The organism is Bacillus cereus group sp. BfR-BA-01380, assembly GCF_022663535.1.
GTDB classification, from domain to species: domain Bacteria; phylum Bacillota; class Bacilli; order Bacillales; family Bacillaceae_G; genus Bacillus_A; species Bacillus_A cereus_BB.
This window is the reverse complement of record NZ_JAKUFS010000025.1, coordinates 19,585-32,804: the sequence shown is the minus strand read 5'-3', so window position 1 is coordinate 32,804 and position 13,220 is coordinate 19,585. Positions and strand designations below refer to the sequence as shown.

Below are 13,220 nucleotides of genomic sequence, written 5' to 3'. Positions count from 1 at the left end.
TTTTTTTATGTTTACAATCTATTATTCTTCGTGTGTACAATCTTCGCATTTATTGTGATACGCTTCGTGCTGCTCATCAATTTCTTTTCCGCAGTGGGAACAAGTTTTTGCCGGTAAATTTCTAAAAAACTCCATTGGTTGATCTAACATGTAAATCCCTCCATTTCCATTTCTTAGTATTATTGTATTAGTACAAAAGATTAAAGTCAATAACTGTTTTATAACAAAATTGAAAATAATGAAAATGTGTAGAAAATCCATTATAGTTAAGAATGTAAAAGAGAAAGTGAAATAGAAAGGATGAACGCATATGAAAATGACAGTTGTCGGCTTTTGGGGCGGTTTTCCAGAGGTGGGAGAAGCAACGTCTGGATATTTATTTGAACATGATGGCTTTCGTTTACTTGTCGATTGTGGCAGTGGTGTACTAGCACAGCTTCAAAAATACATAACTCCTTCTGATATAGATGCTGTTCTGCTATCGCATTATCATCACGATCATGTTGCTGATATTGGGGTACTTCAGTATGCACGTTTAGTTGCAAGCTTGATAAATGGTGTATTACCAGAACTGCCGATTTATGGACATACTTTTGACGAAAATGGGTTTGCCTCGTTAACACATACGCCTTATACGAAGGGGATTGCGTATCAGCCAGAAGAAACATTGCAAATTGGTCCGTTTTCTATTTCGTTTTTAAAAACAGTTCATCCAGTAACTTGTTTTGCGATGCGTATTACAGCAGGTGGAAAAACGGTTGTATACACAGCGGATTCTAGTTACATTCCGGAGTTTGTTTCATTTGCACAAAATGCAGATGTCTTCATTTGTGAATGTAACATGTATGCGCATCAAGATGGATCAAAAGCTGGGCATATGAATAGTACAGAAGCAGGAGAAATTGCAAAACATGCAAATGTAGGAGAACTGCTTTTAACTCATTTGCCACATGCAGGAGAGTTATCTGATTTAGTAACGGAGGCAAAACAAATTTTTAACGGCCGCATCGTACTTGCACATAGCGGTTACGTTTGGGAATCTTGAGGTGAAACGATGTTATTTATCGATAATAAAGGAATTACAGATCCAACGATTAACTTAGCGATTGAAGAATATTGTGTGAAAAACTTAAACATTAATGAAACGTATTTACTATTTTACATTAATGAACCATCTATCATTATCGGAAAGAATCAAAACACAGTGGAAGAAATTAATGCTGATTACGTACGTGAAAAGGGAATTCACGTTGTAAGACGTCTTTCTGGCGGCGGCGCTGTGTATCATGATTTAGGAAACTTAAACTTTAGCTTTATCACGAAGGATGATGGAGATAGTTTTCATAACTTTAAGAAGTTTACAGAGCCGGTGACAGTAGCGCTTGGGAAATTAGGGATTAACGCAGAATTAAGCGGCCGTAATGATATTTTAGCGGAAGGAAGAAAAATTTCTGGTAACGCTCAATTCCTGACAAAAGGACGTATGTTTAGTCACGGTACATTATTATTTGATTCCGAAATCGACCATGTTGTTTCGGCATTGAATGTAAAGATGGATAAAATTCAATCAAAAGGAATTAAATCGATTCGCAGTCGCGTTGCAAATATTGCGGAATTTTTAAATGAAAAAATTACAATTGAAGAATTTAAACAGCTGCTTTTAGAAAATATTTTTGAAGGAGAAAGTGAGATTCCAACGTATGAATTAACGGAAGAAGATTGGAAAGAAATCTATAAAATCTCAGAAGAACGTTATCGAAATTGGGATTGGAACTATGGGAAATCTCCAAAGTTTAACATACAGCATTCACACCGTTTCCCAGTTGGACAAGTAGATGTTCGGTTAGAAGTACAGAAAGGCGTAGTCTCAGAATGCAAGATTTACGGGGACTTTTTCGGTGTTGAAGATGTACGTGATATTGAAGAACGCTTAAGTGGTAAGGTGTTTGATAAGGAAGCATTTGCGACGGCGCTAGCTGATGTAGAAGTGCCACGTTATTTTGGTAATATAACAAAAGAAGATTTTTTATCTTTATTCTTTTAACCATTTGAAAAACAACCATATCTTACGTGTGGTTGTTTTTTTATATATGTTTTATAAAATGTAACTTGCACCGGCAATTTTCTTTTAATATAATGTATTTAGAATTTTTTAAATTTTATATAAGGTGGGGATTTTGTGAATCTCGTTCAAAGATTAGCCGAAACGGTGAAAAAGAAAGGAGACAAGCCGGCTTATATTTTTCAGGATCAGTCGGTATCTTATGACCAATTTAACGGAATGGTCATAAAGTTTTCTAGTAATTTAGCAAAAATGGGCATTGGAAAAGGAGACAATGTCGCATTAATTGTTGGGAATTCGCCGCACTTTTTAATCGGTTTATACGGAGCGATGCGTGCCGGGGCAACAGTTATTCCAGTCAATCCGATTTATACACCGGATGAACTATATTACATTTTACAAAATGGAGACGTTAAAGCAATCATCACACTAGACATCCTTCTACCAGTTATGCAATCACTTACATCTAGACTTCCTTCTATTGAAAATATTATCATTTGTGAAACCTCAGCAGATTCAACTCATGAAGAAACCGAAAATTTGAAAACGTTTACGAAGTTAGTGGCGAGCGGGGACCTCGCTTACCAAGGTCCAGATATACAAGAAGAAGACATTGCCGTTATTTTATATACATCAGGAACGACAGGAAAGCCAAAAGGGGCGATGTTAACGCACAAAAATTTATATAGTAATGCAAGCGATGTTGCTTCGTATTTACAATACTCAGAGCATGACCGTGTCATTGCGGCGCTGCCGATGTTCCATGTCTTTTGTTTAACGGTTGCTGTCAATGCACCAATTGTAAACGGCGCTACGATTTTAATGTTGCCGAAGTTTAGCCCGAAAGAAGTATTCCGCATTTGCCGTACATACGAAGCTACAATATTTGCTGGCGTACCAACGATGTACAATTATTTATATTTACATGAGGACGCAAGTGCCGAAGATGTTCATACGCTCCGCTTTTGTATTTCTGGCGGTGCATCTATGCCTGTTGCCCTTCTTAAAAACTTTGAAAACCGATTTAACGTCATCGTTTCGGAAGGATATGGATTATCAGAAGCATCACCTGTAACATGTTTTAATCCGCTTGATCGTCCGCGTAAACCAGGATCAATTGGAACAAACATTTTGAATGTGGAAAACAAAGTTGTCAATGAGCTAGGCGATGAAGTACAAGTTGGAGAAGTGGGAGAATTAATCGTTCGCGGCCCGAATGTAATGAAGGGCTATTACAAAGCGCCAGAAGACACAGCCGCAACACTTCGAGATGGCTGGCTTTACACAGGCGACTTAGCAAAAATGGATGAAGAAGGTTATTTTTACATTGTAGACCGGAAAAAAGATATCGTCCTTGTGGGCGGTTATAACGTCTACCCGCGCGAAGTAGAAGAAGTGTTATATATGCACGAAGCGATTGCGGAAGTAGTTGTAATCGGCGTTCCAGATGAAAATTTAGGCGAAGCGGTGAAAGCATACGTCGTACCGAAAACAACAAATGTGACAGTAGAAGAACTAATGGCGTATTGCGCGCTTCACCTTGCGAAATATAAAATCCCAAGCAGCATTGATTTTTTAGAAGAACTTCCGAAAAATACGACAGGAAAGATTTTAAGAAGAGCATTAAAAGAAAAAGCGATGCAAGTATAAAATAGTCTTTTAAAATAAATTAAATTTATAGATAATATTTCAATTGTTACGTATAATTAGATTCTTTTATATCGGTTGAAAGGGAATACATTAGTTCAACCGATATAAAGACTTGTTTTCGTGATAATATTTTATTTTGCTTAGTGATTATTACATAAAATGAAATATATTTGATGCTATCCTCCATTATAAAAGTCGATAATGGAGGATAACTTTCATGAAAATAATTTACTATAATCAGAGTGCTTTAATAAATTTCATTTCATTTTCTAATAATAATGGACGTATTAAATGGGCAGAGTTTTCTTCAACTTGAAGTTGCTTTTTGGCTCCAGGAATTGCAACTGAAACAGCTGGATGACTTAGTACATATCGTAGGGCAATTTGTGTTAACGTTCGATTTGTTCGTTCTAATGTACGTAACTTTTCTACTTTCTCTAAGCTATCTTGAAACCATTTTTCTGTAGGCCAATCTTTTCGTAAATCATTTTCTGGAAAGGTAGTTTTTGGGGAGAACTTTCCAGTTAATATACCCATTTTTAGTGGTCCTCTAATGACAGTGCCGAGATTGTGTTTTTTTGCATAAGGAAGTATGTCTTTTTCAGGTTCCTTATTAAGAATACTATAATCGAATTGTATAACATCGAGATCTCCGTGTTGGTTAAATTGTTTAATGTACTCTAAATCATTAGTGGAAACTCCAACTGCTCGAACTTTTCCATCTTGTTTTAATATTTGAAATGCTTCTAAGAATGCCTCCATTTCCTCTCTCTTATTCCACCATATGTGACAGAAATAAACGTCTATGTAATCCGTTTTTAATCTTTTTAAACTGGCTTCAAATGCATTGATAATTTTTTGTGGTGTTCCATAAACTGCTTTTTGATTTGGGTCATAGTGATGACCAATCAATCCACCTTTTGTAGAAAGAACAATGTTTTTTCGGTGTTGTTTAATAACCTGAGCAACAAGTTTTTCACTATGTCCTAATCCATATACGTCTGCAGTATCAATAAAATTAACTCCAAGATCAATAGCTTTTTCTATAGCTTCAATCGATTCATAATCTTTCACATCTCCCCATTCATCACCACCAATTGCCCAAGCACCGAATCCAATTTCTGAAACAATTAATCCAGTATTGCCTAATAACCTAAATTCCATGATAAAAAATTCATCCTTTCTAGATAGACATTACTAGAAATATATATAGAATTTTTATGGAATTATTCAATGATTTAACATATTGCATAAACAATTTTTCGGTGCAATGGATGTGTTCATTTTGAGTTGATTACTTATTTTGATATTTCGAAAAAAGTTCGAATTATTAAATAAGTTTATTTTTATGCTCAATTTGAATGAAATGCAAACAAAATTACTATATTGAAAAGCGTTTTATTCATGTTGTTAATAATTATTCAAAAAATACAAAAAATGTAGAATTTGGTCGAGTGAAATACATTTACAAAGATTGGAATTTACTTATATAGTTCTAAATGTAAAAAATATCTAATTTCTAGTTTGATAGATAAAATCAAAGGAGGAATTTATTATGAAAGAAATGCAGAGAAATGCTAAAGCAATTGATGAAATGAATGTAACTGTAGGGCAAGATTCATTATGGCTTGCGAATCAAATGGAGTTAAAGGAGGGGATTTATAATGAACCAGTAATTATTCATCTAAAAGGAAGGCTTAATATAGAATTTTTAAAATTAGCTCTTTCTAATATTATAGAGTCTCATCATGCACTACGAGCTGTCTTTATAAAAAATGATTCAACGGTTAAACAAGTTATTAAAAGGAAAATAGAATTTGATATGCCAGTGCATGATTTAACGCAATTTCATGAAGCAGAAAAAGAATCTATCTTGACAAAATATCTGGAACATACAATTTATAAACATTTTGATTTAGAAGATGGACCATTATTTAGAACTCAATTAATAAAATTAGATTCTAATGAATACATTTTTCAGATAGTCTTTCATCATATTATTTTTGACGGATGTAGTTTAGGAATATTTATTCAACAATTATCTGATAATTATACGGAATTAGCTTCAAATCAACAAATTATTAATCAAGAATCCATTTATAAAAAAATTATCGAATATGAAAATAATAAAATGTATAGTACTTCTTATAATGAAGCGCATTTGTATTGGGAAAAATTTTTTGATTGTGAATTACCGTATACAAAATTCCCCGCTGATTTTAATGAGAATAGAATGGATAGTGAGAAAGGCTCTGGAGAGTGTATAAGTAAAATTCTGGATAAAGATGTATTTGTTAAAATAAAAGACTTTGCACAAAAAAATCAAGTAAGCGTATATAGAGTAATGTTGAGTACTTATTTTAGTTTGCTTCACCAAATGACAAATGAGGAAGAAATGGTTGTTGGTATGCCGATTAATACGAGACCTAAATTTTTAAAAGAAAATGTTTTTGGGTATTTTGTTAATTCGTTACCAATATTTGTGTCTGTTTCAAAAAATGATACGTTTCAAGAATTACTTAAGAAGGTGGATATGCGTGTTAATGAAGCAATAAAGTATCAAAATTATCCTTTTTCTCATTTTATTCAAAATGTAAAATCAATGTATAATTCGAATCTGGATTTTACATATTCAACCGCATTTAATATGATCAACCTTCCAGAATTGCATTTACCTGGTATTGAAACGAAAGTGATGACAGACAGTAAAAGAGTGACTGTGTTTGATATGGTGTGGAGGATTGTAAGATATACAGAAAATGATGAATGTAAAATTGAAATTGATTATAATACAAACTTATATAAACCGGAAACAATTCATAATTTAATAGAGAGATTTGAACGTTTATTACAAAAATTCATTTTAAATGCGAACAAACCTATCCATTCATTAGATTTACTTCTAGATAAGGACTATGCATTGTATAGAAATATAAATTCGCAAATTCAAGAATATCCGGGTTCTAAAACTTTAGACGAATTAATTGACATCCAAGCAATGAAATCACCTAACCAAGTAGCGATATCAATGGGAAATCAACAGATTACATATCGTGAATTAAAACAACGCTCCGATCAAATCGCTAATTACCTATGTGAAAATAATGTGAAAAAAGGCCAACGCGTAACGATTATGATGGAAAGAGAGATTGATACAATTGTATCAATAATTAGTGTACTAAAATCAGGTGGAGTTTATGTTCCGATTACCCCGGAATTCCCTGAATCCAGAATTCAATATATATTAAATGATAGTGAAAGTCAGATTGTCATCACACGCAAAAAATATAGGGAGTTCATTTTAAAGTGTGATATAAAAATGTTATGTATAGATGAATTGGAGTACTTTACATCTTATGAACCTTTCGAGCGTCAACATACTAGTGCGGATATTGCTTATATTATTTATACTTCTGGGTCAACGGGCTTACCTAAAGGGGTAGCGGTGCCACATAAAGGGGTAGTGAATCTATCTTATTCATTGAAAAATAATTTTTCATTAACAAATAAGGAAATATTTTTACAGTTTGCATCTATTATTTTTGATGCGTCTATAATAGAAATTTTTCCGATTCTCTTATCGGGTGGAGAAGTATATATCATTTCCGAAATTCAAAAGCGTTCTGTGGAAGATTTCATAAAAGTAATACAAACAAAACATGTGAATTATTGTATATTACCGACTGTATTTTTTAAACTGTTAGTAACGATGCCAAAAGATATGTTATGTAATCTGCATTCTTTAAAATGTATATTTGTTGGAGGAGAAACATTACCTGCTGAATCAGTTCGTAACTGGCAAGAAAAAATGGGGTTAAAAATTCCGATTATTAATGCATATGGGCCTACAGAAGCAACTGTATGTACAACTATGCATGAAATTAAAGAAGAGATATTGGATGAACAGTCTATCATTCCCATCGGTAGACCAATTCATAATAGTGAAGTTTTTATCGTAAGTCCATCTGGTACCTTATGTCCTCCGAATGTAATTGGGGAACTATATATTGGTGGAGAAGGTGTTGCGAAAGGCTATATCAATCAAGAAGAAAAAACGAAAGCAGCGTTCATTACTTCTGACTTGTTGAAAAATTCCAATAAAGTGTTTTATTGTTCTGGTGATTTAGCCCGTCTTTTACCAAATGGAAATGTAGAGTTTTTGGGTAGAAAAGATAATCAAGTAAAATTACGAGGATATAGAATTGAACTTGGTGAAATTGAAGAAGTATTATTACAACATCCAAAAGTAGAAGATACAGTATCATTTGTTTATAAAAACGATAAAATGGTTTCTTTTTATGTATCCAAAGATAATAAAGTTATTAAAGATGATGAATTAAAAGAATTCTTAAATACAAAACTACCAGATTTTATGATTCCAAATTATTTATTTCAGTGTGAAACATTTCCATTATCACCAAGTGGAAAAATTGATAGAAAGAAATTAGAGATGCAAATAACATCTTTGCTTGAAAAAAAAGCTGATCAGTATATGCCACCTACAAGTAATACAGAAAAGAAATTGGCGGGAGTTTGGGCATATGTTTTAAAACTAGAAAAACAAATGATTAGTAAAGATGAAGACTTTTTCGGACTAGGTGGACATTCTTTAATCGCAGTACAAGTATTGAATCAAATTCAAAGAGTATTTCATGTGAAATTAGAAATTAAAGATATTTTTAAGTATCGAACAATTTCTCGTTTGTCTGCTTATATTGAGAAATTAAGTGACCAACAGAATGAAAATACTAAAATAGATATAAATATTTCCAAAATAAAAGATAAACAATATTATCAGCTTTCTAACGCGCAGAAACGAATGTGGTTTTTGCATAAATTAAATCCTATAGATAGAGTGTATGATATCCCTATACATTTATATATAAAACCAGGCTTACAGAAAAATGTATTACAAGCTAGCTTAGAGCTTCTTATTCAAAGGCATGAAATGTTGCGGACAATTTTTGTTGAAAAGAATGGAGAACCGCAACAAATCATTTTAAAAACAATTCCTATCCATTTTCATTATGAAGATGTTTTTCTAACTACTAAAGAAGAGGAACAGATATATATAAACAAAAGAATACAGGAAATGGATTGTTTGCCATTTGACTTGGAAAAAGGACCATTATTCCGTGTTCAATTGTTTAATATAGACAACGAAGCTTCGTATCTATATATAAATTTACATCATATTATTTCAGATGAATGGAGCCTTAAATATTTATTAGATGAATTAATGACAGTCTATCAAACTTTATATAAGGGAGAAATTCCTAATTTATCTAGTATTCATAATCGTTATGTCGATTATTGTGCATGGCAACAAATGAAATTAGATACAGGGGAATGGGATAAAGAGAAAAAGTATTGGATTTCTGAAATGGATGGCTCGTTACCAGTATTAAATCTTCCTACAGATTTTCACCATTCTAGTAAAAAGAAAAATAAAGGAGGGGTATTTAGGCTACAGGTGGATAAGAAAGTTCATCACTCTTTAAAACAAGTTTGTGAACAAGAGAATGTTTCCATGTATATGTTATTTTTTGCTACTTATATTCAGTTATTGCATTATTTAACTGACCAAAAAGATATCATTGTAGGTACACCAGTTTCAGGAAGGGATCATGAGGCATTTGAACATATACAAGGACTTTTTGTAAATACTTTAGCAATAAGAACACAATTATATGATGTGAAAAATTTACAACAATTATTGCAAATAGTTAAAAAGAAATGTTTAGATGCTTTTCAAAATCAATCTTATCCATTTGATAAAGTAATTGAGTCTATAAATCCAGATAGAAGTGTTAATAGCAATCCAATTTTTACAACCATGTTTAGCTATCAAAAAGAAATGTTACAAAGTAATGATGAATATAGCCTTCAATTCTTAGCTTCTAAGCAGGAATTTAGTAAATTTGATCTTTCAATGTCTATTGAAGAATGTGAACATCATGTGGATGTAGTATTTGAATATCATATGGATTTATTTAAGAAAGGGTCTATTGCAAGATTTGCACAAAACTTTTTAACTATACTGCAAGGATTTATTAAACAACGGACAGTATCATATGAAAAGCTTAATTTTTTATCGAATAGAGAAAAACAATTATTTACAAAAGTGAACAACACTGAAAAATCTTATCCGTATTTCAAAAATATTCAGGAACAATTTTGTAAACAGGTGGAGCTATATCCAAAGCAAATTGCGTTATCAACAGAGCATTCTTCCTTGACTTATGAGCAATTAAATAACTATTCCGATCAAGTAGCTCATTATTTATGGGAAAAAGGCGTAAAGAGAGGCGATAAAGTAGCAATATTTTTAGATAGAAGTGTAGATAGTATTGTTGCGATGATTGGAATATTAAAAGCTGGTGGGGCTTACATATCAATCGATGTGAAGTATCCTAAAGAGCGAATTGAATATATCTTAACAGATAGTGAAGCTTGTAGGATTATTACTAACCATGAATATAAAAAACACTTAAATTCAGATGCCATAAATATTTTTACAATGGAAGAAATACAACAAACTGATGTGAATGGTGAGATTAACATTATAAATGAACCAGATGATTTGGCTTATATTATTTATACATCAGGATCAACAGGAAAACCTAAAGGTACGCTATTAACTCACAAAGGTGTTTTAAATTTAGCTCAATGGAGAAAAGAAGTATTTGATGTATCAAATGTAGATAAAGTGACTCAATTTTATTCACATAGCTTTGATTCGTCAGTATCAGAAATTTTTTCAACTCTATTAAATGGAGCACAATTATATCTACTAAGTAATGAACAACGATATTCAACTGGAGCCTATATTCAAGCTATTCAAGAAATGCAAGTGACTATTTCAGATGTACCGACAGTGTTTTTTAATGAGTTATCTACATCACTGATTCCAACAGACTTTGAAAAGATAAAATCTTTAAGAATGATCATAATGGGCGGAGAAGCTGCGTCAGCAACTGCCATAAAAAATTGGCAAAGTATGTTTCAAAATAGAATACAAATTGTAAATGAATATGGTCCTACAGAATCAACTGTTACAGCAATGTTCTATCCAATCACAACATGTGTGAATGATGATTTTAAAAATGTTCCAATTGGTATGCCTATTTCTAATACGAAAGTTTATATATTGAATTCTTATATGCAGCCTTGTCCAATTGGTGTTATAGGTGAGTTATATATTGATAGTATGGGTTTAGCGAAAGGATATTGGAATTTAGAAGATAAAACAAAGTGTTCATTTATACCAAATCCATTTTCAGGAGATACAAAACATAAATTGTATAGAACAGGTGATTTAGCGAAATGGTTACCGAATGGAAATATAGAATTTATGGGCAGAAGAGATAAGCAAGTTAAAATAAGGGGGCATCGAATTGAATTAGGAGAAATAGAAGATGCCATTTTACAGTTTCCAAGAATTAAGCAAGCGGTTGTAATCCCGAGCAAAGATGGGATGTTATTACAAGCATATTATAAAACAGTAGATGATCAAACAGTGTCAAATCAAGATTTATCTTCACATTTATCTAGTGTATTACCAGAGTATATGTTGCCAAGAAATTATACTCATGTACTTGAGATTCCAGTCACTACAAATGGAAAAGTTGATTTTAGAAAATTGCTAGAAATAAAAGATGAGCATAATTCTAGAGAGGAATCTATAATTGAGCTTAAAACTACCGTGCAAAAAAATATCGCAAGGGTTTGGTCTGAAGTTTTAAATATTAAATCTATAGGTCTTAAGGATAATTTCTTTCATTTAGGAGGACATTCCCTGAAAATTATGCCAGTTTTAGTGCAATTAAAATCATTGTACCCAAACCTTAAAATTCAAGACTTTTTTCAATATAGAACAATAGAAAAGTTATCGCATCATATTGAAAATATAAGTGATTTGGAAACAAAAGAAGAAAGAGTACCTAATCGTTCTTATTGTGAAAAAGATAGCAATAAGAACGATGATATTCCAAATCTTTCATCAATGTCTTATAAAGGATTGATCAAATATCCCAAAGTAGTACTTCTTACAGGAGCGACTGGATATTTAGGTGCTCATATTTTAAAGCAATTATTAGATTTACCTTCAACGGTTATATATTGTTTAGTGCGTAATAATGATAAACAAGAGCTTGGGGGGAAATTAGAAGAGAGGATGGAATTTTACTTTGGAACTGAAATTCTTTCAAAAATGAAAGGAAGGATTATTCTTTTAAAAGGAGATTTATCTTTGATAAACCTCGGTCTTTCTTCACAAATTATTAATACTTTAAAAAATGATTTAGATACTATCATTCATTGTGGTGGAGATGTTAGACATTATGGAGAACGTGAACATTTCCAAAAGGTAAATGTTCAATCTACAAAATATTTATTAAGGTTAGCTAAAAAAGCAGATGCACGTTTTCATTATATATCTACTTTAAGTGTGGTAGGTCATGCTGAAAATGATCCAAATGAATTCTTATTTTTTGAATCAGACTTTGATAGAGGACAAATATTAGATAATGTGTACCTTGAAAGTAAATTTCAAGCCGAAAAAATAGTGAGAGAAGCAATAAAAAAAGGGATACGCGCAACCATATATCGAGTTGGAAATTTGGTGGGGGATTCTGTTACTGGACAATTCCAATATAATATAAATGAAAATGCTTTTTATCGCTTATTGAAAGGGATATTTCTCTCAAAAGCAGCCCCAAAAGTTCATACGTATATTGATTTAACTCCAGTGGATTATTGCAGTAGTGCTATTACTCAATTATCTTATATGGATAACACAATAGGACAGACAATGCATATCTGTAATCCAGTCCAACTAAATTGGGAGCAATTTATTAACAATCTAAAAGGTTTTGGATATGATATACGACTGTTGGATGAACAAGAGTATATAGATAAATTCTTTGCTACTCATTTAAGTTCTCAAAATCAACAAGCACTAGAATTAATTATGCCTTTATTAGAAGCAGTAGAAGAAGGAACGGTATCCATTCCTTCTTGTAAAAATACGCAAAGGTATTTAGATCATGTAGGTATATCTTGTTTAGAGCCAAGTCAAGAATATATAAATTTATTATTGGAATATGCTATAGGAATAGGATTTTTCCCAACAATTAAAGAACCTATAATGTTGTAAACATATAGTGATTAATTTTTGGAAGAAGTAATGATTCTAGATTTTTATTAACGGATGAAAACACAGAGAATGGCACAAAGATTGCAATTCTCTGTGTTATTTGTTTTAGTGAAAATAATATTTATTATAAAGACATTTTTTTGTAATTTAGTGTAACAGTTTAATTCAATTAGGGTTTGTTACTTTTGGTGTTCCATACATGTTAGATTTAGTAGATAGGACGGAATAGGGAGTGCTTGAAGTTACTGGGTTTCAACAATTTGTAGTTCATTGTAGAATTCACCCAGAAGCGTTTAGTGGGCGTACTCATAATTAGTTGATATATCGGAATTGTGTATTTAGAATAAAGAG

The 13,220-nt window shown here is 32.0% G+C and carries 6 protein-coding genes; 4 read left to right on the top strand and 2 right to left on the bottom strand.

Features of this window, described 5'->3' with window-relative positions; all coding sequences use genetic code 11:
* Positions 1-21: 21 nt before the first annotated feature.
* On the bottom strand, positions 22-150 hold the full coding sequence (gene yhfH / locus MR076_RS19930; protein WP_242223497.1) for a protein YhfH: 129 nt from the start codon (positions 148-150) through the stop codon (positions 22-24).
* A gap of 160 nt (positions 151-310) precedes the next feature.
* On the opposite strand from yhfH, the gene MR076_RS19925 reads away from it, so the two are divergent.
* The 3 genes from MR076_RS19925 to MR076_RS19915 all read left to right on the top strand — a co-directional run bounded on the left by MR076_RS19925 (position 311) and on the right by MR076_RS19915 (position 3,712).
* Complete coding sequence (locus tag MR076_RS19925) at positions 311-1,045, top strand: MBL fold metallo-hydrolase (RefSeq protein ID WP_242223496.1); 735 nt, start codon at positions 311-313, stop codon at positions 1,043-1,045.
* A 9-nt stretch (positions 1,046-1,054) separates the two neighbouring features.
* The gene (locus tag MR076_RS19920; RefSeq protein ID WP_242223494.1) at positions 1,055-2,044 is read left to right on the top strand and encodes a lipoate--protein ligase; all 990 of its coding nucleotides are present in this window, start codon (positions 1,055-1,057) and stop codon (positions 2,042-2,044) included.
* A 135-nt stretch (positions 2,045-2,179) separates the two neighbouring features.
* Positions 2,180-3,712, top strand: a complete 1,533-nt coding sequence (locus tag MR076_RS19915; RefSeq protein ID WP_242223492.1) for a fatty acid--CoA ligase family protein — start codon at positions 2,180-2,182, stop codon at positions 3,710-3,712.
* Positions 3,713-3,949: 237 nt separating this feature from the next.
* Here MR076_RS19915 and MR076_RS19910 read toward each other — a convergent pair whose 3' ends face one another.
* On the bottom strand, positions 3,950-4,876 hold the full coding sequence (locus MR076_RS19910; RefSeq protein ID WP_242223490.1) for an aldo/keto reductase: 927 nt from the start codon (positions 4,874-4,876) through the stop codon (positions 3,950-3,952).
* A 391-nt stretch (positions 4,877-5,267) separates the two neighbouring features.
* Between MR076_RS19910 and MR076_RS19905 the strand changes: the two genes are divergently transcribed.
* Positions 5,268-12,869 carry a non-ribosomal peptide synthetase gene (locus tag MR076_RS19905; RefSeq protein ID WP_242223488.1) on the top strand — a complete coding sequence of 2,534 codons (7,602 nt, stop codon included), beginning with the start codon at positions 5,268-5,270 and terminating at the stop codon, positions 12,867-12,869.
* Positions 12,870-13,220 lie beyond the last annotated feature (351 nt).